Here is a 25,493-nt window from a genome sequence, read left to right on the forward strand (position 1 = left end):
CCTAAACCATGAGCAAGCCTGATTTCTCAGTAACCTGGCACAATTCCATACCTTTTCTCACAAAGGAATTTTTCATGAATACATTCCAAATAAAGCCGCTGCGGTAATTTTCAATCATAAGCATGCTGATTCCCTTGTCAATTCCCACATAATCCCGGGCATACCATACAGGGCTTACGCTGGTATTTAAGGCATCCTTGAAGCCATATTTGCCCCAGAGCCGGGGATGATTCTCATACATGTATATCAATACCTCTTGGGCATGCTCCGGATCAAACACCATTGATCCCGCCGGACCACAAGGAGGCACTGTGCCATCATTTCCGTAATGTATGTTTCCGAAAAGCTTTTCCGTCTTGCGCGGAGGCGCTCCATAGATTCCGCTGTAACCTCCGGGACCATCACAGGCAGTAAGTCCCCACGCATTTTCACCATATGTCCTGAAAATGTCGCTGTTATCTATACAGTACTGGCGGTTTGCCAGGGTTGCATTGACAGAGTTCTGCCACCAATCGACGCCGAGGCTGTCCTGCTTGTTTCTCAAGTCAAAAAAAGCATGGGAAAACTGATACACAAAGAGTGATCCTGAAGTAGAATGTATGACTGGTCCGATTTCCCCGTAGTACCCCTCGGTGCGAGGATAGGCATAGAACATGCCGGGATCCGTCGGGTGCGTTGGCGATGCTGACCCGAGAAAGTACAGCATAAGCTGTTCCGCGTACTCATCCCAGTGTCCCCAGAAGCCTCCTTCCGGTTTATAACCCATATAAAACTGGTTGCATGAAGCATCAACATACCACTTCCAGTCAACCCTTCGGTATATAGCTTCAGCCTTTTCCTTTATCTTTCCGCCGAAATATTCGCCGGCCGAAATGGCACCGCATATTGCGATAGCCGTATCGATTATGGATACCTCACAATTCCATGCGCGCTTTCCCGTCTTCATATCGAGGAAGTGGTAGAAAAAGCCATTGCAATTCTCTGCACTGTTCAGCAAGGTATCCAGCGTCCCCGATACTCTGTTTTCAATCTCTCTATAAGCCCTGTATCCCCTTTCAGCCCCAATGCACAACGCTGCAAGCCCGAAACCTACCGCAGCGATGCTGGCAATACCCCGATGGGTCGGACATCGATCATGGATCAGGCCGTATCCTGCTCCCCTGTGGCTGTTATCCGCCTCATTCCAGAAATATTCAAAACAGCCTTTTACTTCTTTCTCCAATAATTGTCCGATTGATATCCTTCTTTTTAAAAACATGTTGTAAACATGACCTCATCTCTCCGGATTGTTTAATCCAATCTATATAAAAATTAGTTTGAATTCAGGCAATTGAAATGGATGATTGTGTTCCGAAAGGATTCAAAGCAATGACAATCAATACATCCATTATTAGCTGAATTCATTCATGAATCACATAAATTAACCAGTCATTCCGGCACATCCCAAGCATAAATTCCGAGCCTTAAAAGTGAGCCGGCTTGCTGAAATGCCAATTATACCATAATATATGGCAGGGTTCTTACTCCCCTGTAATGCCCGAACGATCTATGCTTTCCACCAGCTTTCCCTCAACCAAGGCATACAGCAGTAAAAGCGGAGCAATGCAAAGGAGCGTTCCGGCCATCCTCACACCTTCATTCAGCCTCATGAGGGGGTTTGTGGCATCAGTTACGGGAAACATCTTTGCGTAGTATTCCGTGAATTTCTCCAGAGCCAAAGGGAAGGTCCTTATGGACGTTTCAAAGTACAAGTCCGCCAAATATGTTTCGTTCCAGTGCCATACAAAGGAAAATATGAAAACCACTATAATGGCAGGAACAGCTGAAGGCAGGTTTATCCTGGAGAAAACTCTGAAAACCCCTGCTCCATCGATTTGAGCGGCCTCATCCAATGCCTTCGGTGACATTCTAAAGAACTGGAAAAATATCAGTATGAAAATAGCGCTCTTTATGCCCTGGCCCAATAAAGCAGGCACAAAAAACGGCATTATCGTCCTTAGCATGCCATAGGCCTTGAAAGTAAGGTACCTTGGCATGAATGTCACCTGATCCGGTATGATGAAGGTTGCAATCATAAGCAGGAATACTACGTTTTTAAACCGGAAATTAAATTTGGCAAAGCCATAGCCTATCAAAGCCGAAGATAATGTCTGGGCAGCTGCCACCATGAGCATATACCCTGACGATATGAGCAGCGTTTTAAATCCTCCCAAAACTGTCCAGGCTTTGATAAAATTGCTGACATATATTTTTGTAGGAATCCATTGCACCAGAGGGTTGATCAGGTCATAGGTGTCCTTTGTGCTCTCAGCTAACATCAAAAGGATAGGATATACAAATACAAAACCTATTCCAATGAGCAAAAGATGTTGAACAATTCTCCCCGGTATATCTCCATATTTCTTGATACTGTGCAATTTCCCCCTGGGGAGGATAATATCCCTCTTAACTTCAGGCATCATGAACTTTCCCACCTTCGATATAAATTACAAGTGTTATGTTTTTCGCATCATGGTATGTTCCGGACAAGCCGAAAACTGATATCCTTTTAGCAATAGCTCTTGCTTGGCAATAAACAAAGTAGAATTTATTTTCAATAGCGGCTTCTCCGCACATATTTTCTCTGTAAGGCGGTTCCGGTCTTTTTTCCTGCCACGGTTCTTTCTTCCCTACCAAATAACAAGTATACTACAATCACCGCCATCACGATAATCAGAAAATATATCCAGGAAGCTGCCGCCGAAAAGCCAAAGCCCTTCCTTATGTTGAACAAACCCTCTTTGATCACGGTTATTACGGGATTTAGGGAGGACATGGAAACATCCACGACAGTATAAACTCCATTGAGAAATATAAAAGGCTTCAGCATGGGCATCGTTATCTTCCATAATTGCTGCCAGCCGGATGCGCCATCCACCCTTGCAGCTTCATATATATTTTTATCTACCTTTTGCAGGCCGGATAAGAATATCAATATCTGAACTCCGCAAAACCACAGGATCAGTACGGCATTATCAAATATATATAAAACAGGTGCTGCCGCTACTCCGGGAAAATATTCGGAAATAAACCTGTAGATGAAGAAGCTCCTCAATCCCTTAAGAGTAGTGGCTCCCATTTGTCTCAGGTTGCCCACAACTGGTCCGCTCATTATCACCACCGGCAGGAAGAACAAAGACCTGAACAGCCTTCTCATCCTTATCGGACTGTTGAGCAGCAAGGCCAACAGTATGGAGAAGACCAGTACCATGGGTACAAAGAAAAGAAGCTCTGTCAGGTATCCCGGAAGGGCCAGCTTGAAATCCGGGTCTTTGAGCAATACATTCGTATAATTGGTAAAGCCGACATTATCCATCTCGATGCCGTCGAGCAGGAACCTGACCGTGCTTAGGCTGTAACGCATGGTTTCAAACAGAGGGTATGCGGTGAACACCATAAATCCCAATATCCATGGAGAGATAAATAGCCATCCGAACAATTGCCTCCTGTTTCTTCTAAAGCTTTTTCTCACCTGCTATCCCTCCTTCACTATTGCCGCGGATAGTCCGCCGAACGTCTGATTATTATATGTGTAGCTTTTATCCGTATAGTTGATTAATATGGTAGTTCCCCCTTCATATTCCACCAGAACAATGCCATCCTCCGGTACAAACCTTCTATTTATCGCCTTTCCCCTCACCTTGGATAAAATGTCATTTATGGCTTTATAATTTTCAATAATATACGGCTTCCAATCCTCATACCTGGAGGTATAAATATCGTTCAGGTTTGTCGAGGCCAGCTTGTTGGAGTATTGCTCCGTAAGCACATAGGATGGATATGCTCCGTAATCTATAAGCTTTAGCACATCCTCCACCGTGTTGGTGCCGAAATTAAGATTGGGAGCATAATAATCGATGCTTCCGCTTAAAACAATTTGCATGAAGGGCACCGTATCGGTTTCAAACACAAATTGGGAGGTCTGCATGGGTATATCATATACCGCGTCGGCATACCCGAACGCATAAGCATTGGGCTCATAGAGTGCCAACTTCCCTGTGTTTTCCTGGGCTGCCTCCAGTACGGATCTTATCTCCTCCACCATCTCATTTCTGTGTATTTCCCTGCCGCGTTTATAATCGGAAAAAAGATTTGTAGACACACCGCTCAGGGCAATGTTCCTCATGTATTGAGGTTTTTTGCCATAACCTTCCACAGCTTTCCTCACAGCATGTATATTAAGGTAATAAACATGGTTAAACAAAGGCTTCGTAACCTCAAATTTCTCCAGAATTCCTCCATCTATATGATAGGCCAGCCTGCTCTTGTCTATCTGATCCTCATATCCGCTTTGCACCTCTTGTCGGAGCATCAGTTCGCTGTTACCGGACACAAGCTTGTTGTACAGCTCTTCCATCTCTTTTTTACTGCCGATGGCGGGGTCTAATCTGAAGCTGTTCAACTTATGCCCGTTTACCCCTCCTTTTTCAAAACCCCACAGCACCACCGACAGGTCTTCAACACCATTGGCCCCCAATTCGTCTATCCACCGGCGCACATCCGCAATCCTTGTCATGATCTCATTCCTGTTGGTGATCAGCCCCTTGGTCGGTTCCGACATGATAGCCTCAATCTTCAATCTGACTGGAGTGCCCTCCTCAGCTTTCGAGCCCAGCATGCCTTTTTCCTTTAGCATTTCCCGGTAAGCTTTTGCCATGCCTACATAATCGGCATCCTCCCCTGACAGGAATATGTACTCTATGGCTGCATTTACAGTATTGCTTGTGGGCTGCAATGCTGTGAACGCTCCGCCGCTCTTGCTTGTAGGCTGGGTATACAGATCCCTGTAGATAAATTTTGCCCCAACCCAGGTAAAATCCGTTATCACCCCGGCAGGACTGGCTTCTATTTCCATAAACGCATCTCCGCTGGTTGCCACGGCCAGAAAGGCATTTTGCCTGCCCCCGTGAGCCGCTCCGAACACAGGCATATGAATCATCTTTTTGTCTGCCTGAAGGATTAACATTCCACCAGTTGCCGGACGTTTCATCGCATAGTCCGGACCATAGACCCTTTCGGAAAAGGATGAAATATATGTCCTTGGCTTCGAATACCTTATCAGCGCACCACAGCCATCCGGGATAAATACATATCCCGGTATTTCATCCGCCAGGGATGCCCCAAAGAACGGCATGATATATAATTTGTGCAGGATATTTTCCTTCTTCTGAACGATGCTTTCATCCGGCACACTTACCTTTATGCCCTTTTCCGTAAGCTCCACTTCCACAACGAGCTCTATTCCGGCTTCATAAAATTCCACCTTAGCCTTGAATCCCGATTCAGTTTTTGTTATTTCCGGCGCTTTGGCATTGCTGTGTTTAAGAGGCGACCGGCTTACCGATCCTGCCGGGTTTAGATATTCCGCCGTCAGGAGGGATGAAGCAATCCTTTGCCATTCAAAGTTCAATGACTGCATCTTGTTCTTAGGCACTGCGCTGGACCATACATAATTGTTGGATTTGTCCCGCACCTTCACTATCAGTGCCTGCTCATCCAAATACAGCTCAAATCTGGCATTTCGAGCGACAATATGGTCGGCTTCGGTTAATTCTGCACCCTTTGCGGCACCGACAGGGTCGGCCGAAACCCTCTTGATATTGGTAAACCTGGCTGAAGGTACAGGAGGTTCAATAATTTCGCTATCTTCTCCCGAGGTGGCAAAAGGAATGCCCACGATTAGCAGGATAAATACGAGCAGAAAACAGCTAACCCGCTTTAACACGCAACAACACCTCCACTACAATTTCCCTGATAAAAACCCAAAGCTGGTTTAACAGGAGATAGCCCATGGAAGCAGCGAGAACGGCAACACCCATGGAGAATAAAGTCATCAGTATGTTAAATACAGTAAACTTGAAGCTATATTCGTGTATTTCAATTATCATTAGCACTATGTTTATGATGCACCAGGCTATGACTGCTGTCGTGGCCGTGTTTATCAAAAACTGCTCGTTCAAGGTGGCAAAATTTGAAAAGAGTATGACTGGCGGCATTATGACAACCGCCGGGGAAAGGCAATAGGCAGTTCCAACATATATGTCCCGTACACTCCCGTTGCCGTCATTTATTGAACTGATAAAATAATTGCCCCCAATGAACAGTCCTACCACCACGATATATGTTACCAGAGTATTAAATAACGAATAATCTGCTATGTCCACCGAAAATATGAATCCGCCTGCCACCTGATATAATACCAGGATCACAAAAAACAAGATATATATCAAGCTTGCCGACAGATAAGTGCCTGTATGTCCATGCTTGACATTATAGGCATTGTCTATCGGATGCAGCATCGCATATTTAATACTGAGCATATCGTACACCAGCCTGTTGCTCATCACTTTGTGTCCGACATTCCTGAAAAACCGGAAAATTCTTTTTTCTCTGTCGATTAATTTTAACAGAGAAAATATAATGTACATCAAAAGCAGCAATACCAGAACATAGCCTAAATTCTTCTGCAGCCAGGCATTTCTTATCTCCCAGTATGCCGTGGAATAATAGCTTTTAACTTTCGCTATCCGGAAATGCTCCAGAGCTTCCTCATAGTTCTCCTCCTGCATGTAGGTCCTTCCCATGTACAGGTGGGCCAGAAAGGAAGTGTTGTTAAACTTCAGTACCTCCTTCCATATTCTCTTGCTTTCTTCATACCTTCCGTTGTTATAATCATCCAATGCCTTGTGTATGCCGGATTGTACGGGAGTTGGAGAAAATACCTGCACGAAAGCCTTCTGTTCATCCAGGACATACACATTGCTTTCCGAATCCACTCCAATTCCCCTTGGAACTTCAAACAGTCCTATCCTGTCCGTCTTGTCCGAATTTCCTCCGAATCTCGCTATAAGGTATCCGTCATAGGTTATTTCAGATATTGATCCGCTCGCTTCCAGAACATATATCCTGCCATCCTCCGTCACGCACATATCGGCAGGATCATTCAGCATTATCCTGGAGTCGGAGTTTTCAAACAAGTCCAACCCGCTTATGCTGTGCTTTTTCACATAAACCCCTTTTCCCATGTTTGTAGTATAAATCAACCCGTCGCTCCCCCTGAAAATATTGCCGAAGGATGGAGGCGTCCTGTTCAGAAAAGCTTTTTTCTGCTCAGCAGTAAGGAAAAGGTCCTGCAGCCTTTGAAAAAAGCTGACATTAACCTCATTGGAGGCGAAATATCCCAGGAAATCTCCGGAGGAGTTCATATGCACTATTCCGGCAGTCGAACCTTCGCTCACCAGATAGACTCCCCCGTCATCCGCCGCCGCGACTTTCTTGGGCCTGAAGCTTGAGTTTTTTCCAAAGTTGGGAGTCTCAGGCTTAGTGAATGTAAATTCCAGATTTCCATTCCCGTCAAATCTATATGCCTCGGCTTTGCCGAAATCAGCTACATATATCCTGCCTTCATTATCTGCAGCAACTCCGGTAGGCTCCTCAAGGATTCCTTCCCCTACCACCGTTACCGTGTTCGTATGAAGGTCCACCACTAATATGCGTTTATTTCCCTTATCGGCAATATACATCTTGTCGTCGGCTATATACAAATCCTGGGGCTCCTTAAGGCCCAGGTCAAGAAAGGCTCCCGACGGCAAGTAGGCGTCCTGGCCTATTTCAAACTTCTGATTGATGGTATATGTCACCGTATAACCGGTGGACTGGGTGGTGGATGCAAATACCGGCGTTTCATGCAGGCAAAAAAGCGTCAGCAGTGCATATATGATGATGTTTCTTATCCTGCGCATACATCCCACCTCCTACTTGATGCCCGAATGAGCCATAGTATTGATGACATTGCTCTGCATCAGTATAAATATTACAAGGTTGGGGATGAACAGGATAAGGGATGCCGCTGCCGCAATGCCCTGTCCTGCTACTGTATTGCCGGTCTGGGTAGTTATGGCCGACATATAGAAGGCAAAAGTTTTAAGGGCATCATCATTGACATAAAAGGTTGATGGCTCCGCTGTATTCCAGGACGACTGGAAAGCCAGGATTGCAACGGTGACCAAGGCCGGCTTGATTACCGGCATCACAACCCTGCGCAGTATTGCATAATCGCTCGCTCCGTCTATTGTTGCTGCTTCTATCAAGGAGTCCGGCACCTGGTCAATATACTGCTTGACCAGGAACAAACCCACCGGCATGGCCAAAAGCGGAAGTACCAGTATAAAAAAGCTATCCAGCAAGCCGGCCTTTTCTATGACCAGGTAACGGGGAATTTTCACCGCAGCAGGCACAAACATGAGGGCAACCGTGTTAATGGTGAAAAGCAGTTTTCGGCCCTTGAATTTCTTTTTGGAAAGCACATATCCGGCAGAAGCCGACATCATTACGGAAAACACCACCACGATTACCGAAGTGACAACACTGTTCAAAATATACCTGGAAAGAGGAATACCGGAAGAAGTAACAACATAGGCGATATCCCTGAAATTTTCCAGGGACGGCCTTCGGGCAAAAAACCTTGGCGGGTAGGCAAAAAGCTCATCCAATGGTTTGAAAGCCGTAGTCACTATATACAATATGGGCAGTGCCATAAAGGCTGCCAATGGGACAAGCACCAGAAAGAACTTGATCTGGCTTTTGTCGAACCTGGAAGGATTAATTTTGGTTCCCTGATAACTCATACGCCGCTACCTCCTAATCCTTATCTGCAAATAATCTGTTGGCCAGCTTGGAAAAACAGTAAATCATAAGCAGCAATACTACCGATAGCGCCGTCGCATAACCCATATCATACCTCAAAAAGCCATGGTCCTCTATGTGGTTGACCATAAGCTGACCGGAGTATTGCGGGGTTGGGTTTGCCCCGGTCAGATCCACACCGATGGTTCCGGAACTAAAGGTATTGACTATGGCCATAACGGCTCCGAACAGCATTTGAGGACGCATGGAAGGGATTGTGACATAAATGATTTCCTGAAAACGGTTTTTAACCCCGTCTATATATGCAGCCTCATAGATCTGCGGATCTATATTCATGATGCCGCCGAGCATCGCCAGAAAGCCTATGCCCATGCTTCCCCATAATGTAACCCCGATCATTATCTTCATCAAAAACTCAGGAGACTGCAGCCATTGTATAGGTTTCTCAATAATGCCGAGATAAAGAAGCAAGCTATTCAGATAACCGAATTGATCGCCGGCAAAGATCACTTTCCAAATTACCGCCATTGCCACCCCCGATGTGATGGAAGGGGAGTAAAAGGCCAGCGCCAGTATCGTCCTTGGCCACTTGGGAATCTGGGCGAGGGCCCATGCCAGCAGAAACTGGAGCATATATCCGCATGGTCCTACGATCAATGAAAATTTGATCGTATTGGGAAGGACGTATTTCATAAATGTTTCATCCTGGGTGAGTATAGCTATATAATTCTGCATGCCGACAAATTTCGGAAACTCTATGGTATTGAAGTAGCTGAAAGAGAGTATGATGGCAAGAAAGACAGGTACGGCGATAAAAAATATGAAAAGTGTGGCATAGGGCGCCAGCATTATTGGGATGGACATATTTGCTCCGATTTTTCTCATACTCCTCACTCCTTCCAACTTTCAATTTTCTCAGCGGTGGCCATTTCGAACGGTTTGATTAAATTTCCCTGGGAATCCATATAACCAAACTCTTTAAGTTTTTTGGCAATCTCCCGGTTTGAAGTTATTATAGCCTGGTCAATTGCAGTTCTGGGGGACATGCCGCTGAATACCACCTTGTTCCACGCATTGGATAATTCCCTCTCCACTGCAAAATACGCCGGGTTTCTTGGAATCTCCTTGATGTGGGCGTACTGCTCCAGGATAACCTTCTTATCTTTTTCATCAAAAGCCGTCGATTGGGAAAAAGCTTTGAAGTTAGCCGTATTCCATATATATTCCGGTCCAAACCGCAGCTGCATGTCATTGGCATAGCTGACCTGGGTATCGGTGCTCATCCACCACTTAATGTACTCCCAGCCTTTCTCCGGCATTTTTGATGATTTCAGGATTATGGATGCCGTACTTATAACAGGCTGGTATCTTAATATTTTCCCTTCTGAGTTTTTTACACCGATCCCCGGTGCAATGCCCCATTGCTCTGTTATTTCCGGAGCCGCATTTTTCAAAAGGATATATGTATTGAAATCCGACATGCCTATAGGAGTGACCCCATATCTGAAATTGCTGTAAAAGTTTGCAATGCTCTCCGGCAAGCTGTAGCGGGTATAAAGGTCCGTCATCAGCTTAAAAGCTTCTATGGTTCTCGGATCATCCAACTCCACTCTGGAACCGTCATCGGAATATATTTTGCCTTCAAACTGCTGGATAAACGGCACTGTTGCTCCAAAGTGCTTCATTGCACCGACATTGGCAATAAGAGTATTAAAATTCATTCCATAGCGGGATAATACCGGAAGTATCTTAAGCGTATCCTCCCACGTTTCCGGTACTTCCAGCTTGAGCTTTTCCAGTATGTCTTTCCTGTAATACAAAACATAAAAGTTTGCCGTTTCAGGTATGCCATAACAACCATCATCCACCACAAAAGGAACGAATGCCTCTGAAGGGAAATCCTTTATAAACTGTCCGAAATCTTCAAACTGTCTGAGGTCATATAAGGCCCCGCGCAGGGCAAAATCAAACGGCCGGTAGGAGGATGCCCCCAGAACTACATCCGGAGCGCTTCCGGCTGAAACTGCAAGCAAAAGCTTTTGCTCATCCTTCATGGCGGATATGTTTACTTGGATGCCCGTCATCTTCGTAAATTCACTATCAGTTTTTTCCCTCAGCACCTCAATGTGAGGAATGGATCCGTTAACCCAGACATTAAGCTTATCCTTTTCTATTTTCTGAACATTTTCATCCTTGGTAAGAAACGACAATATCAGCTTCCGGATTTCCTCAACAAAAGCTGATAAAAAGTTGACCGTTGGTGGTGGCGGTTCATTATCCACTCCCGTTATGTAAAAGCAGTCAATTGCCATAGGCTGAATCAGGAGCTCCGGCAGTATATATGCAACCTGCTGCGATATGGAAGAACTCCCCTGGGAAAATTGATCCAGGTTGTTCACCAAATCGTCGGGATCTTCGGCGTATTTTTGCAGCCGTTTTACGGCTACCTTCAGGCTTGAAAGTATGGAGCTGTTCTCTTTTCCTACTATCCCGGAAAGCTTTTTATATTCGCTGCTGAGCACATAAGCACTTTCCAGCAGATCCTGCCTGATGTCCGGTATATACTCCTCTATGTTCCAGTCCCTGTTCTTGTCCACCTTGTTGCCGGTAATCTTTTTGATCTCCAGAGAAATATCCGAAATCATGCTGATGACCCGGATAAGGTTTTCGTAGGTTTCAAAATATGGTGATGCTGTAGACTCCAAGGTCAGGGTATGGCTTCCCCTGGTAAGGTAAAGAAAAACCTTTTCTCCGTTTACCTTCAAAGTTTCATTTCTAAAACTGTTTCTTGTGAAGGGAAATGAATATTCGTTGAATTCCTCAAAGGGTATTTTACCGTCAATATATATGCGTTTGAACACAGGAAAATCCTTTTTGTCCTTTTGCTCATATTTAAAGTGAATACTATATAAACCATCTTCTTTTACATCAAAGGTATAAGTTACCGACTCGCCCGGCTCCTGCCACACATTGGCATCCAGATGGTTTATTTTCTTTTTTCCCGGGTCATAAGGATACAAATTGTAATTATTGCTTTTTCCTCCCCTGATATAGGATTCGGATTTTTCGGTGTAAGCCTCGCCCTGAATCGTCTGCATGGCATCCTTTATGACGGCTTTGTCCTTGTGCATTTCTTTATATTCTAAATAGGTTGGCACTTTAAGAGCAGGCAATATGCTGATATTGCCGATCATCACTTCAACCTGATTGTTTTCAATTGTTATTGTGTTTTTACCGGCCTTAAGATTAAATACAAGCGGCGTAGACAAGCTGTATATGCTGTTGTTCAAAACAGCCTGCTGCCACTTAAATACCCTTTCCGGCCTTGGATAGATGTCATTTCCGTACCTGTCCTGATCATATTCCTGGGTCTTATCCTTCCAGACCGCAGGAAGTTTTATGTTTCTGCTTTCATAGAACTGAAACTCTCCGTTAACGGTTAAAGCTATGCTGAGATTCCGCATGGAAGCCTCAGGTATGAAATAATCCAGCATTATGTGATACCCTCCGGCCTGCTCAACATTAACATCGAAAGTAAGGATGGATTCCGGAGGCATCAGTATGACCTCATCCCCATAATTCATGCTTTCCTGCTCGGGTAGCAGCTTTAAGTTGCTATTCGATAAAATGATTTCCGAAGGTTTTACGGTTGTTCCTCCCGATTTTACCATATCAACGGTAACTTCCGATAAAACCTTGTAATAGTTGGGTTCGAGAATTTCAGCATGAGCCTTACGGCATAAAAAGGCCGAAGATAAAAGCAATGCCAATGATAATAAAAGGCACAACGCTTTTTTTACCGCGTTTTTCACTGTTTTCATTCCCTTCATAAAAATGCTGCGGTGATTTTATGTCAGGGTGCACAAAAGAATTTGTGCACCCCGCTTGACCTGATGGATTCCGCCTTCCTGCTATTTCTTCATATTCGCAATAGCCGTCTGGGTTATTTCCGTAGCTTTCTGCTCCAGTTCTGCGGCAAGATCGGCAGCAGTTTTCTTGCCTGTAAAAATCTCTTCTTTAATCGCCTTTTCTATGGTCTTGTGATATGCGGTATCAAAATCCGGTACAAACTTAAAGCCGTCAATATAGCCTGTTCCCATATTGTTGACCATTTCTCTGAGGCCGGGCTTTACATTATTAAGGTCACACCACTTATCTCTTACAGCTTGGTCATTGATGGCAGGCACATGGCTAAAGGTAAGGAATTCAGGGAATCTATCCTCGGTTATTTCAGGATATTTCTTCATTGCTTCTTCCTTATTATAATTGTTCATTATTTCCACCCTGTCGTCAAAAGAACTGGGGTCAAAGGAAATATATTTGATGAATCTGAAAGCAGCTTCAGGATCTTTTGCCTTGGCGGATATAGCAAGGGAGTCGCATACCAGGCCGGGTCTTGACTTATCTCCCTTATCCTTGACGGGGAAAGGATAGAAATCCCAGTCGAAGCCTCCGAATTTCTCATTCTTGTCGAAAGACAGTCCCCAGGAGAACTCCAGCCATGTGGCTACATTTCCTTTGAGGAATACACTATAGGCATCCTCTTCTCCAAATCTCTCCTTGTACATATTTTTTATCTTGTCCTGAACTGACTCCCCATCGGCTCCTTCAGACTGTTCCGGAAGATTCGAGAACTGCTCTTCCAACTGCCATATTGCCACTTTCTTGTCGTAGAGTTCTTTTGCAGTATCTACGGCATACTTCCATTCATCTCCAAGGGCATATTTTGAACCATCCCAACAGCCCCATCCCAGGTTATCATTGATTTGAGCCGGGATATGCTTGACAATGTCGATAATGCCATTTATGCCCATGGTCTGACCTTTTGTCGTCTTTATAAGTATGTTCTTGAACTCGTCAATCGTCCAGCCATAATCCGGCACAGGGATGTTGTTGGCTTCAAGCAGCGATTTATTTACCAGAATACCATGAATATATATGTATGAAGGCAGCATGAACACCATACCCTCAAAGGTACCGGTATCGACAAAGTTCTGGTAGAACTTCTTGTCGGTTTCCTTGTCCAGAAAAGGCTTCAAGTCAAGCAGCCATTTGTTCTGAAGCGGTATGACGGGATTTTCAATATTGAATACATCGGGGAGTTCACCGGACGCAGCCCTTTTTGCCAGCTGCTCGTTACCAAACCAACCTCCGAAATCGTCAATAACTACCTTGATATCAGGATTCTTTTCATTGAACTTTGCAGCCATTTCTTCTGCCATAATCCTGTTCTCCCAGGTAGCCCACTTGACTACAACCGGTTCTTTTGCGGGAGTATCGGCCTTTTTTGTGTCCGTTGCACCATCTGAAGTGCTGCCTGATGAGCCTGTCTCACTGACTGTTGTCCCTGATGACGTGTCCTGGGACGTTTTAGTACCGCCACATGCAGCAAGGAACATTGTCACCCCCATGATGATTGCCATTAGCAGAGCAATTTTTCTTTTCATTATCCTCTCCTCCTTAATATATTTGAAATAATTTAACTCATTGTGCTAGCATTTTCGATAGCAGAGTTCCGAGTTAAAGAGCTAGTAAGCTTGTTACGGGGCAAATCAATTCACTTCGTTCAGGTGATTTGCCTCATCCTTCACTTCGCTAACTATCTCTAATAACTCTCCACAATGCTATCTCAAATTTGCTAGCACAACAAATCAATTTAATTAAGTGGCAAATGCTACGATAGAGCAAACCTGAAAACGTGAACCCTGCTAAATAGGAATATAGCCAGTGGTGTGAAGCATATTTCCGTCACATGATGACTTCAACTTCATGTACGGAATTGTCGCCAAAGTCAGGGATTATATTGCCGTTTATCCTTTTTCCGTCTACTGAAATGCTTGTTACACCTGTCGATTTGCTGTTTGGATTTTTAACTGTTATGCTATAAGTAGCTCCCCTGAATTTACGCCATATGCTGTATTCCTTCCATTCAGGAGGGATGCAGGGTGAGACTTCCAAGCCTTCAAAAGTGGCTCTTACTCCTAGAATCCAATTTACAGCAACGTTGTGCAGCCACTGTGCTGATCCGGTATACCATGTCCATCCGCCGCGGCCATAGTACGGAGAAACTGGCCCATCGGAATTCCCGGGTGTAACATAGGGTTCGGCCATATATGACTTCAGGTTGCCGGAACGGTTTGGGGGACATATCCGCCGGTAAGCTTCATATGCTCGTTTTGCGTCTCCCATCAGCGCATAGGCCCACACCGCCCATGTAGCTGCATGGGTATAAACCCCTCCATTTTCCCGAAGCCCAGGCGCATAACGGGTGATATATCCTATATCCCTTCTGACGCGGGTATAGGCCGGATATAGAAGCAGTGCCCCATAATCCTTTAATAGGTACTTGGTAACGCTATCCATGCATTTCCTTGCTCTCTCTTCATCAGCAATGCCAGATATCACCGCCCATACCTGCGGATTTAAGAATATCCTTCCTTCCTCATTCCGGGATGAGCCAACTTCCTCCCCTTCGTCGGTGGTAGCCTGCAAATACCACTCACCATCCCAACCATGGCGGTTTACCGCATCTTTCATGGAATCCATGACTATTCTGCATTTCGCAGCAAAAGCATCATCTCCCCGCATGTCGGCAAGGGGAGCAAAGTTCTTCAGCACTACATAAAAGAACTCAGCCAGCCAGAAGCTTTCCCCTTTCCATTCGTTGCCTACGGCACTCAACCCGTCATTCCAGTCGTGATCGCCTATGAGCGGAATCCCTCTGGGTGAAAAACGCAAAAACGTCTTTTCAATAGCTCTTTTACAGTGCCCATATAAGTCGTCTTCCCCCGTGTCCAGATAGGGCACTCTTTCATCCAGTATTTTAAAATCCTTGGTTTCTTTTAGATATGCATCCAGTATGAACGGAAGCCATAGCAAGTCATCGGAACATTTAGTTCTCGGCCCGCCGCCCCGTATCGTAAACCACCAGTGAAGCACATCCCCCTCATTGAACTGCTGGGCAGCGTGCATAAGTATCTGCTTTCTCGCATAATCCGGCTCACTGGACAGGAAAATCTGGCAGTCCTGCAACTGATCCCGGAAGCCATAACCGGCGCTCACCTGATAATAGGCTGATTTTCCCCATAAACGGCATGAAATTGCCTGATACTTAAGCCAGATATTGGTCATGATATCCATGGCAGGGTCCGGAGTTTTCACTCTTTCGGAATCTATGAACTTAGCCCAGAAATGGCCCAGCTCTTCGAAGGCTTTTTCCGCTGCTTCTTTTGATGTATACTTAGTCGCAAGCTCAATTGCATCTTCCTTACCTTTTTGAGCAGCTCCTATAGTAAAAATGACTGTTCTGGAATCAGATGCCCCCAATGTTATTTCAGTCTGCAACGCAGCAGCGCCATCGCCGAAACGTCCGGTATTCCTAGCCAACTCAGCCAGCTCCATTGCCACCGGAGATCTTTCATCCCTGTACATTCCTATGAAAGATTCCTTATCGGCATCATAGGATTTCACGTTCTCAGATACAGCGTGAAAAGCGGTATAATCCCAGCTTACATTATTGTGCCTGCCTTTTTCATCGGGAAATCCCCAGAGGTGCTTGTCGGCCAGAAGCGCATTGGCTTCCGGACAGAAACGGGTGTCAATGAATAATTTATGAAATTCCCTGTGGTCATCCGGGGCAAAACCCAGTATCCACTCAAAATATGATGTTACATCCAGCCTTCGGCTTTTTTCACTTTCATTGCAAAGCTCCAGCTTCATTATCTCCACCGGCGCATAGGGTGCTACAAATAGCGTCAGGCGGCTGGCAATGCCATCAACCTTTTGTTCAAAGCATGTATAGCCTATGCCATGGCGCACCCTGTAATATTCATATTCCGCTTCAACAGGCTTCCATGTGGCCGACCAGTACTTGCCGCTGTCCAGGTCCCTTATGTATATGTATTTGCCCCAGTTATCCTTGATCAAATCCTGAAAAGCCCGGGTAATCCTGTTTTGTCCGGCATTTCCCCTCCAGGAGTAGCCTCCCCCGGTTTGGGAAACCATAAGCCCATAATCCCCATTGCTTATCACATTGCACCATGGTTTAGGAGTATTGTGAGTAGTTATAACATACTCCCTGCCATCTTCAGTAAAATATCCATAATCACTTTGGAATAACCTCTTCATGGCTTCGCTCCTTGATTTCATACTCATATGCAATTGTAGTTAATTAAAATTTACGAAATGCAAAGAAGGAATTAAATCTACTCCGTTGCTGTGATATTACTAGGAAAACACTTGCTGAAAAGCTTGCTTCTCCTGGAATGTGGCAAATCGGCTTAGATTATGTCTACTATATTGCTGTGGACTCAATAAGTTGATTTAAGTGGTGTGAAGGAGTTGAAGCAGTCTTTAGACCAGTATTTTCCAGAGCAACGATGCAGTATTAATTTGCTATGTGTTCGTGCCGCAGCAAAAAACCGGCAATAGTTATCAGTAAAATGAGATCATAATATGTACATATCCGCCTTATGTAATTCCGACGCTTATCTTTCCGACCGTTTCTCTGCGGATCAGTTCCACCGGTATCTTTACAATCCGGCCTGAGCCTTTGCGGTCGATCAGTTCCAGCAGGTTCACTGCAGCAAGATAACCCCAAAGCCGTCGGTCTACACGTATCGTAGTCAGGGCAGGTGTAGTGTAAGATGCGAGAGGTATGTCATCAAAACCAATAACCGCAATATCCTGTGGAATGAGCCTTCCACTTTCCTTTATGGCATTCATTGCACCAATGGCCATTTCATCATTTAAACAGAAAACTGCGTCAATATCGGGATATTGGTTAAGCAGGCTCTTCATACTGCTTTTCCCCGTCTCTTCCTTGAAATCTCCAATTGCGACAGGAACTGCTCCAAAATCAATTCCTGCCTCATAAAGCGCTTTCTTTATTCCCTCAACTCGTGCGGCATTTTCATAGCTTTCTTTCCCACCAATGATGAAAGCGAGCTTCTTATATCCAAAATCCAGCAGATGCCTGACAGCCATGTAACCCCCTGCAACATTGTCTGCAACTACACACGATACATTAGGCAATTCAATCGTCCTGTCCATGACAACCACCGGGAAGTTTGGGCTTTGAACCCTCTCCAAAGTCTTGTCGGGAATAAAAGAATTCAGGATAATTGCTCCATCCATGTGCCTTTCCATCAAAAGGCGGTCTGAGACGCTGGTGGAACAAACCATCATCTCATAGTTTGCGCTTGATACGCCATCATGAATGGCTTGTAAAACATCACCATATGTAGGTCCGGAATAACCATGGAGAAACACCCCTATATTCCAGGTCTTGCTGGCCTTTAAGCCACGAGCTATTCCTGACGGGAGATAATTAAGCCGTTTAGCCGCTTCCTTCACCCTCAACGTGGTTTCATGACTGATTTTTTTGCTGCCTTTCAGGGCATAGGAAGCTGTTGTTATAGAGACACCTGCTTCTCTGGCCACATCTTTCAAGGTCGACATCTTAACCACCCGTTTTTTGTATCTTTCTTTATCTCTTTTATATTACTTTTTTTGGTTTTACGTTTCACCTATTTTTAATATACAACATAAATTACAAAAATGCAATATCATTAGCAAAAATTATAAAATATTATTATAATATTGTATGCTTTGGTACAAATTGTCCGGGAACTTGACTCAATGTTATCTATGTAAAACATGAAACAAGCTACTATTTAATGTGCTTGGCATTGTCCCGGAATATTCGGAAGCATCCTTAAAATTTGCAGCATACCGGATTCTATATCCAATAATCATTATTGCAAATTTGATCATCCTGTGATATTCTATATTCATTAGTTTAACGTTGCACCACATCTGAGATATTATTTCATTACAGCTTTATTTATTAAATATACGCAATCACATACTAATCACAAAAATAAAATGAAGGATGTAATCATGGAGGCTGGTTATGAAGTATACAAACAACTGGTCAAAATCAAAGGAACGCCTGCGTGCCCTTTGGGACAGGGAAGTACTGGACAGATGCTGCATCTGGGTAACCGCACCTAAAGACAACGCCTCATATAAATGTTATGAGCTGCCTGAAAAGCAGGAGGATAAAATCAAATACTGGACCGATGGTGAATTGGTACTGGAACGGTATAAAAACAGCTTTGAGAACACATATTACGCCGGCGAAGCCTTTCCCATATTAATAAACGATTTGGGAGCCGCCGGGCATGCAGGCTATTTTAAGAATGCCCGGTTCAGATTTGAAAACACCGTCTGGTTTTTCCCCATCATCCATGACTGGGATGAGGATGAACTCATTTTTGATGAAAACAGCTTTCTCTACCGGAAAACCATCGACCTCACCAAATACTATGTAAGCGAAGCTAAAGGGGATTTTATCGTTTCAATGCCGTACAATTGCGGCAATGCTGATGCTTTGGCACATTTGAGAGGCAGTGAAAACCTCCTCATGGATATGCTGCTGGAACCGGAAAAGGTTAAGGCGGCACTGGAAAAGATACAGGCAGCATGGCTCAGAACCAATGAGGAAGTTTACAGGATAGTGTGTGGCAACAACGACGGAGGTTGTTCGGTAGGCTGGCTCGGGACGTGGGCTCCCGGGAGGCATGGGCAATTGCAGTGCGATATGTCGGTCATGCTGTCTCCGGAAATGTTTGACGAATACATTATGGATGAGCTCCAAAACCAATCCTCATGGATGGATCACTGCCTCTATCACCTGGACGGCATCGAGCAGACAAGGCACCTGGATAAGCTGCTGTCCGTCGATGGAATACATATTATCCAGTGGACCAATGTGGCAGGCCAGCCCCGTGCCACAGAATGTCTGGATATTCTCAGGAAAATACAAGCTGCCGGCAAAGGCCTCATCATCCACGTGGAGCCCCATGAAGTCAGGGTAATGCTGGAGAATCTCTCTTCCAAGGGATTATACCTATTAACCTGGGCAGAGACGCAAAGCGATGCCGATGACCTGGTGCGCATGGCGGAAAAAATGACCCATGAATAGAGAGGAAAGGCATGATGCCCTATGAAAGAAGAAAGGTCGGCATATAATTACACTAATCCTAATTTGACTCGTTAATATGAGAATGAAAATGTTATTTTCATTATTGGTTTCCCTATACAAGCACGAGTGATTGTGCTGGTATTTCAGACAGCACATCAAAAATTGATTTAAATTGCGACATAATAACATAAAAAGCAGGAGATGTCTGGGACAACCGGTATTAAAAATAGGACAAAACGCGAATCTCTATTGTGTGTGAGGTTCGCGTTTTACAAATAATCGTACCTTAATATAAAGCCAGTGCCTTGCCTAATTCTGCTTTGCCTTTATGATACTGCGTAGAAAAACGCAGCGCTGTATAAAACCGGTTTGAGTTCAACTAATTGAAATGGATGATTGTTGCTCCGAAAGGATTCAAAGCTCATAGCAATCGGTACATCCATTATTAGTTGAATTCCTTCCTAAACTATATAGATGAATTCGTATTCAAACCATATGATCAAAGCTATCGGGAATAGATCTCCTTTTTCCCAAATCAAATATCTGCCTCAATGGGAATAAACGCTTGCCGGGTAACATCAAAAAGCCCCTTATCGGTCACCTTGATTTCCGGTATCACCGGCAGGGACATAAAGCACAGCGTCATAATGGGTTCTACCGCTTTGCTTATCCCAAGCTGTTCATATGCATCCTTATGAATTTGGGACAGCTTTTCACTTACCCATTCTCCGGACCTGTCACTCATAATACCGCCTACCACCATCGGCATACAGTTTATAATCTCTCCGTTTTTTACCAGAACAATGCCTCCACCTTGCTTCACAAGGCTTTCCACCGCCAAGGCCATATCCTCATCCTTGGTTCCCACAGTTATGATGTTGTGAGAATCGTGGGCAATCGATAATGCCACGGCTCCCGACCGGATTCCATAGCCCCTGATCAAAGCCAGACCAACATTTCCGGTGCCACGGTGGCGTTCCACAACCGCCGCTTTCACTATATCCTGTTCCGGCTGCCATATGAATTCTCCTTTTTCGTCCAGAGCAACTTCTGCCATTCCTTTTGCAGTGACAACGCCCCCGGGAAGAATATCGATAACGTTTACATGCCTGGAATTGAGCTTCAGCCTTAGCTTTTCCACAGAAAAGTCTTTGACATGAAAGCTTCCCTGCACGGCCGAGATATCGCAGCGGCGTATCTCCGGCAGATATTTCCCTTCTCTTGCCACTTCCTCTCCCTGTATGAACACCCTCTGAACATTGAAATCCTTTAAATTATCTAACAGCACGATATCTGCGCGCAGTCCGGGAGCTATGGCTCCCCTGTCATGCAGCCCATAGCACTCAGCTGCATTCAGGCTCGCCATCTGAATGGCAGTAACCGGGGAAATCCCCTCTTCCACACATATCCGGAGGTGATTGTCCAGATGCCCTAACTTAAGAATGGTCTCCGGCTGTCTGTCATCGGAGCACAGCAGGCAGCGGCGGCTGTTGGCAGGGGTGACAGCCTTAAGCAGCGTGCGCAGGTTATGGCAGGCCGAACCTTCCCTCAAGAGGATATAAAGCCCTCGGGAAAGGCGGTCAAGCATCTCTTCTTCCGTGGAGCATTCGTGATCCGTATGTATACCGCAAGCTACATACGCATTCAGTTCTTTTCCTGTAAGACCCGGGCTATGTCCATCGATCAGCTTTCCTCCATTGATGGCAATCAAAAGTTTGTTCATCACCTCATCGTCCGCTTCCACAACTCCGGGATAATTCATGAATTCGCCAAGCCCAAGGATTCTGGAATCCCTAAGCGGTTCTTTCATCTTTGCAGCATCGATGACAGCTCCGGCATTTTCAAAGGGTGTCGCCGGCACACAGGAGGGAAGCATGTACCGGATATCAAGTTTTGTCCCCTTCGAAGCTTCAAGCATGTAATTCATGCCCTCCATGCCGCATACATTGACTATTTCATGGGGATCGGCGATAATGGTAGTCGTGCCATGGGGAACCAGGAGCCTGCCGATTTCCTCCGGGGTGACATAAGAAGATTCAATATGGATATGGCTGTCGATAAACCCAGGAGCTGCATATTGACCCTGGGCATCGATTTCATGCACACCCTGGTAATCACCGATTCCCACGATGCAGCCATCCGAAATGGCGATGCTTTTTCCCTCAATAATGGTAGAATTATATACATCAACTATCCTGCAGTTTTTTATCACCAGGTCTGCAGGCCTTCTTCCTGCTGCCGTATCAATTCTCTTTTTCAATGAATGCTTTTCCATATATACCACCTTTGTTTTTACGTATCATCATCATTATTTTTCCGGTTTTTCGGTTCAAATCATGTGTAAGCCAAAAATATCCCAAGGTCTGTATCTTTTGTATCTTTAGAAACAGCCCCGGGAGAAAGTATCATATCCTCCCGGGGCCGGCCATTTGTTCGGAGTGCCTATTCCTTACCTGTTCCTTAACCTTGTCATATAAGTCAATTCTGCTGATCAAGATAATACCTCTGCAGCAAATCTTTCTTTATCTCCAGTCACCAATTACGTTTTCTACCAGGAATTCCTGTGTATTTATCATTTCATCGCTCATGGTTTCACCTGCGGCGACCAATACATTCCCTTTGTTGTCTTTCAGTTCTCCGCCATAAACTTTGATTTTGCCGTTTGCAATATCTTCTTTCACCTTTAGCACCTTTTCCTGCACATCCTTCGGTACAAGATCATCATTAAACTCTGTTATGGATGCACATTCCCCACCCTCATAGTAGTAATCGCTGCTTGTGGCAGTTCCTTCGGCTACAGATGTAATGATCTTTTCAAAGATCGGCTTGAAATTCCATACATAGGAGAACAGAACTGCTTTCGGCGCCAAAGCCTTCATATCCACATTGTAGCCTATGCAGTAAGCGCCTTTGGCTTCACAGGTCTGGGGAATCGCAGGAGATGAAGCTTCCATACCCATGTATTTGATTCCCTGGTTGATCAGGGTTTGGGCACTTTGGGTTTCAAGGTCCACGTCATACCAGCTGTTTGCCCAGACTACCTGCACCTTTGCGTTGGGGTTTGCATATTTTGCTCCCAAAGCATAGCCATTGATGGCGGCACGAACGGAAGCTTCCGACATGCTGGCTGCAAAGCCCAGGAGGTCATTGTCGGACATCAAAGCACATGCATAACCGGCCAGAAACATGCCTTCGTAATTTCGTATCTGATAGCCGATCAGATTCTCCGTCCTATCTCCATGTTGAGCTACAATGACATCAGGATTCTGGGCTGCCAGATCAGACAGGAACGTCGCATATCCGGAGCTTGCCCCGATGATCAGATTGGCACCTTCGCTGACTAACGCTTCGTAAGCATTGGCAACGGCCACTTGTTCCTCTGCCACGTTTTCAATCACGAGCAGATTCTCTTCCGGGATTCCCAACTCCTTCATAGCTGCCAGGATGCTCTGATGAGTCGCCTGGCACCAACCTCCGTCATTTACCACCAGGGAAGTGATCTCACCGATTTTTATTTTCGAATAATCAATAGTTTTACCTCCCTGACCCGATGCGGCTTTGTCCGGCTCCGCAGATTTGCCGGAACAAGCGGAAAGAAACACAACTGCAAATACTGCTGCCAGCAATAGACTGATTAACTTTAATTTTTCCTTCTTCATTATGTACTCCTCCTTCAAAATTGATACTATTGGTACTTGTATTATTAACATTGATTTATCAATGCTTGTTCTGTTTAATGCTTAGCTTCCTTAACTCATGTTTACATAAAATTTCATATCTATCATCCTATTACCGGGCTTCCCGGTCATATTTCTGACATAAGGCTGCCGGCTCTTCCGTATGCTTCCTACGAAAGCTTCCGGTTGATATAATAAGTGCCACCACCGTTGCTATATATGGAAGCATGCTATAAAACTGGGAAGGGATTCCCGGCAGATAAATCTGCATATTTATGCCGATGATGCTGATTGCGCCAAAAAGCAGTGCTCCCAGGGCAGCGCCGGCCGGATTCCATCCGGAAAAGGCCACCAGAGAAAAAGCAATCCAGCCTTTTCCCCCTGTCATTCCCTCATTCCAAAAGTTTGTGTAGGACAGGGAAATGCATGCTCCGCTGATGGCGGTCATCGCACACCCGAAAATCACATAGGCATATCTTAGGGCAAATACATTGATGCCTGCCGCATCCAGAGCGGCCGGGTTTTCTCCCAAAGCCCGGAGGATCATACCCGGTCTTGTCCTGTAAATATAGAAAATGCTGAGGGGAACTATCAGATACATGAGGTAAACCAACAAATCCTGCTTAAAGAAGATATCCCCCACCACCGGAATGTCTGAAAGAAACGGTATGTTTATTTTCTCAAATTTCACGGCAGAAGCTATGCCTGTAACATTTTTCCCTATAAATCCGCTCAAGCCGCTGCCAAAAATCAAAAACGCCATGCCGCACACCGTTTGATCCGCCCCCAGGGTAACGGTAAGAAAGGCAAATACAAGTCCCAGCACTGCACCCACAAGGATTACCGCAAGAAAAGCCAGCACCAGATTATTAGTATTGTAAACCGTCAGGAAACCGGATACCGCTCCCATAAGCATTATGCCTTCAATGCCAAGATTCATGATTCCCGCACGCTGTGAAAAAATCTCACCGATTGCAGCATATAAAATTGATACGGCATAAACAATAGCTGCTGCGCAAATGGATGTTATGAATGCAGTCATTGTGCAACCCCTTCCGTCTTGTTTTGACTGATCATAGTATTTCTATTGAACGATACTTTATAATGATTAAAAAACTCTCCTGCAATCACAGATATCATAATGCTTCCCTGCAGCATGGTCGCAATCTGCGAAGGAACTCCCATGAGCTGCACTGCAGCACAGCTGTTCTCCAATCCGCCCAAAAGGATGGAAACGATAATCACAGCGATGGGGTTGAAGCGGCTCAAATATGCTATGACAATCCCGGTATATCCACTGCCGCCCGGGAGCTGTGCCTGCACCCGGTGCACTATGCCGGTGATCTGGACAAAACCTGCCAGGCCGGCAATGGCGCCGCTTATTGTCAAAACTATAAGAATGTATTTTTTTACGTTTATGCCTGCATATTCCGCTGACCTTCTGCTGTTTCTGATCACTTCGATCTGGTATCCGGCCGTCGTGTATTTTAAAAATATGTATAGAAGTATTGCGATCCCAAGCGCCACCAGTATGCCCGTACTGATTCCGCTATTCCCGATGTTGGGGAGATACATCTCCTTCGGTATGGCTTCGGAGATGGCCGTTGTCTGTTTTTTTGCCATCCAGGGTCCATAACACAAGTAATCCAGGAACAATAAGGCTATGTAATTCTGCATTAAGGTGACAATGGTCTCATTCACATTCCAAAATGCCTTTAACGCTGCTGCAATCACAGCCCACAGTCCACCGCCTACCGCACACAGCAGAAACATCACCATTATCCGGAGCGGCATGGGCAGTTCCGGCCCGAAAAGGGCAAATGCACCTCCCAAGATGGCTCCCATAGCATATTGTCCTTCCGCACCGATATTGTTCAGATTCATTTTAAAGGCAATGGAAACACTGAGTCCGCAAAGCATCAGCGGAAGTCCCGCCTTAATGCTTCCATTGATTCCCCTTAAATTTAAGAAAGAATAAGATAGCATTTTAGAATACACGGCAATGGGATTGAAACCAACCGCTATGATTAAAACCGAACTGAAAACCAGGCCGATTAAAACAAAAACAATAGGGTTGAGTATCTTGTTCTTAAGAGGCACCGTATGTTTTTTCTCTATCTGAATCGTACCAATGCTCATATATA

At 45.1% G+C, this 25,493-nt stretch carries 16 protein-coding genes; 1 reads left to right on the forward strand and 15 read right to left on the reverse strand.

All coding sequences use genetic code 11. The annotated features are described in order from the left end of the window. Position 1: 1 nt before the first annotated feature. The 11 genes from CDO33_RS18585 to CDO33_RS18635 all read right to left on the reverse strand — a co-directional run bounded on the left by CDO33_RS18585 (position 2) and on the right by CDO33_RS18635 (position 18,144). Entirely contained in the window at positions 2–1,258 is a 1,257-nt protein-coding gene (locus CDO33_RS18585; protein WP_103081918.1) for a glucoamylase family protein, read from the reverse strand. Between the two features lie 262 nt (positions 1,259–1,520). Next, positions 1,521–2,474, reverse strand: a complete 954-nt coding sequence (locus tag CDO33_RS18590; RefSeq protein ID WP_151898666.1) for a carbohydrate ABC transporter permease — start codon at positions 2,472–2,474, stop codon at positions 1,521–1,523. A 119-nt stretch (positions 2,475–2,593) separates the two neighbouring features. Beyond that, positions 2,594–3,511 carry a carbohydrate ABC transporter permease gene (locus CDO33_RS18595; protein ID WP_103081920.1) on the reverse strand — a complete coding sequence of 306 codons (918 nt, stop codon included), beginning with the start codon at positions 3,509–3,511 and terminating at the stop codon, positions 2,594–2,596. Between the two features lie 3 nt (positions 3,512–3,514). Further along, entirely contained in the window at positions 3,515–5,764 is a 2,250-nt protein-coding gene (locus tag CDO33_RS18600; protein ID WP_103081921.1) for a DUF5696 domain-containing protein, read from the reverse strand. After that, a complete protein-coding gene (locus CDO33_RS18605; RefSeq protein ID WP_103081922.1) occupies positions 5,748–7,781 on the reverse strand; it encodes a YIP1 family protein in 2,034 nt (677 codons plus the stop codon). Before CDO33_RS18605 ends, CDO33_RS18600 begins: the two co-directional genes overlap by 17 nt. A gap of 12 nt (positions 7,782–7,793) precedes the next feature. Then, on the reverse strand, positions 7,794–8,666 hold the full coding sequence (locus CDO33_RS18610; protein WP_103081923.1) for a carbohydrate ABC transporter permease: 873 nt from the start codon (positions 8,664–8,666) through the stop codon (positions 7,794–7,796). A 13-nt stretch (positions 8,667–8,679) separates the two neighbouring features. Beyond that, entirely contained in the window at positions 8,680–9,570 is an 891-nt protein-coding gene (locus tag CDO33_RS18615; RefSeq protein ID WP_103081924.1) for a carbohydrate ABC transporter permease, read from the reverse strand. A 5-nt stretch (positions 9,571–9,575) separates the two neighbouring features. Further along, positions 9,576–12,515 carry an extracellular solute-binding protein gene (locus CDO33_RS18620; RefSeq protein WP_103081925.1) on the reverse strand — a complete coding sequence of 980 codons (2,940 nt, stop codon included), beginning with the start codon at positions 12,513–12,515 and terminating at the stop codon, positions 9,576–9,578. Between the two features lie 81 nt (positions 12,516–12,596). Further along, a complete protein-coding gene (locus tag CDO33_RS18625; RefSeq protein ID WP_103081926.1) occupies positions 12,597–14,132 on the reverse strand; it encodes an ABC transporter substrate-binding protein in 1,536 nt (511 codons plus the stop codon). 301 nt (positions 14,133–14,433) lie between these two features. Further along, positions 14,434–16,812 (reverse strand): glycoside hydrolase family 94 protein, encoded by a 2,379-nt coding sequence (locus CDO33_RS18630; protein WP_103081927.1) that lies wholly within the window; start codon positions 16,810–16,812, stop codon positions 14,434–14,436. A 342-nt stretch (positions 16,813–17,154) separates the two neighbouring features. After that, positions 17,155–18,144, reverse strand: a complete 990-nt coding sequence (locus CDO33_RS18635) for a LacI family DNA-binding transcriptional regulator (protein ID WP_103081928.1) — start codon at positions 18,142–18,144, stop codon at positions 17,155–17,157. A gap of 454 nt (positions 18,145–18,598) precedes the next feature. Here CDO33_RS18635 and CDO33_RS18640 point away from each other — a divergent pair, with 454 nt between their 5' ends. Continuing rightward, a complete protein-coding gene (locus CDO33_RS18640; RefSeq protein WP_103081929.1) occupies positions 18,599–19,672 on the forward strand; it encodes a uroporphyrinogen decarboxylase/cobalamine-independent methonine synthase family protein in 1,074 nt (357 codons plus the stop codon). Positions 19,673–20,207: 535 nt separating this feature from the next. On the opposite strand, the gene ade is transcribed toward CDO33_RS18640, so the two are convergent. The 4 genes from ade to CDO33_RS18660 form a co-directional block, all read right to left on the reverse strand. Next, positions 20,208–21,947, reverse strand: coding sequence for an adenine deaminase (gene ade / locus CDO33_RS18645; protein ID WP_103081930.1), 1,740 nt, complete (start codon positions 21,945–21,947; stop codon positions 20,208–20,210). A 247-nt stretch (positions 21,948–22,194) separates the two neighbouring features. Next, positions 22,195–23,331 (reverse strand): BMP family lipoprotein, encoded by a 1,137-nt coding sequence (locus CDO33_RS18650; protein ID WP_161496543.1) that lies wholly within the window; start codon positions 23,329–23,331, stop codon positions 22,195–22,197. A 130-nt stretch (positions 23,332–23,461) separates the two neighbouring features. Then, positions 23,462–24,391, reverse strand: coding sequence for an ABC transporter permease (locus CDO33_RS18655; RefSeq protein WP_103081932.1), 930 nt, complete (start codon positions 24,389–24,391; stop codon positions 23,462–23,464). Then, positions 24,388–25,488, reverse strand: a complete 1,101-nt coding sequence (locus tag CDO33_RS18660; RefSeq protein WP_103081933.1) for an ABC transporter permease — start codon at positions 25,486–25,488, stop codon at positions 24,388–24,390. The genes CDO33_RS18655 and CDO33_RS18660 overlap by 4 nt, the downstream gene beginning before the upstream one ends. Positions 25,489–25,493: the final 5 nt, after the last annotated feature.

This window comes from Clostridium thermosuccinogenes (assembly GCF_002896855.1).
Taxonomy (GTDB): Bacteria; Bacillota; Clostridia; order Acetivibrionales; family DSM-5807; genus Pseudoclostridium; species Pseudoclostridium thermosuccinogenes.

Bases quoted from the DNA above. Each gene is read 5' to 3' on its own strand.
- CDO33_RS18585 (WP_103081918.1), bottom strand. From the start codon at position 1,258: ATGTTTTTAAAAAGAAGGATATCAATCGGACAATTATTGGAGAAAGAA.
- CDO33_RS18605 (WP_103081922.1), bottom strand. From the start codon at position 7,781: ATGCGCAGGATAAGAAACATCATCATATATGCACTGCTGACGCTTTTT.
- CDO33_RS18610 (WP_103081923.1), bottom strand. From the start codon at position 8,666: ATGAGTTATCAGGGAACCAAAATTAATCCTTCCAGGTTCGACAAAAGC.
- CDO33_RS18615 (WP_103081924.1), bottom strand. From the start codon at position 9,570: ATGAGAAAAATCGGAGCAAATATGTCCATCCCAATAATGCTGGCGCCC.
- CDO33_RS18620 (WP_103081925.1), bottom strand. From the start codon at position 12,515: ATGAAGGGAATGAAAACAGTGAAAAACGCGGTAAAAAAAGCGTTGTGC.
- CDO33_RS18625 (WP_103081926.1), bottom strand. From the start codon at position 14,132: ATGAAAAGAAAAATTGCTCTGCTAATGGCAATCATCATGGGGGTGACA.
- CDO33_RS18630 (WP_103081927.1), bottom strand. From the start codon at position 16,812: ATGAAGAGGTTATTCCAAAGTGATTATGGATATTTTACTGAAGATGGC.
- CDO33_RS18635 (WP_103081928.1), bottom strand. From the start codon at position 18,144: ATGTCGACCTTGAAAGATGTGGCCAGAGAAGCAGGTGTCTCTATAACA.
- CDO33_RS18640 (WP_103081929.1), top strand. From the start codon at position 18,599: ATGAAGTATACAAACAACTGGTCAAAATCAAAGGAACGCCTGCGTGCC.
- ade (WP_103081930.1), bottom strand. From the start codon at position 21,947: ATGGAAAAGCATTCATTGAAAAAGAGAATTGATACGGCAGCAGGAAGA.
- CDO33_RS18650 (WP_161496543.1), bottom strand. From the start codon at position 23,331: ATGAAGAAGGAAAAATTAAAGTTAATCAGTCTATTGCTGGCAGCAGTA.
- CDO33_RS18655 (WP_103081932.1), bottom strand. From the start codon at position 24,391: ATGACTGCATTCATAACATCCATTTGCGCAGCAGCTATTGTTTATGCC.
- CDO33_RS18660 (WP_103081933.1), bottom strand. From the start codon at position 25,488: ATGAGCATTGGTACGATTCAGATAGAGAAAAAACATACGGTGCCTCTT.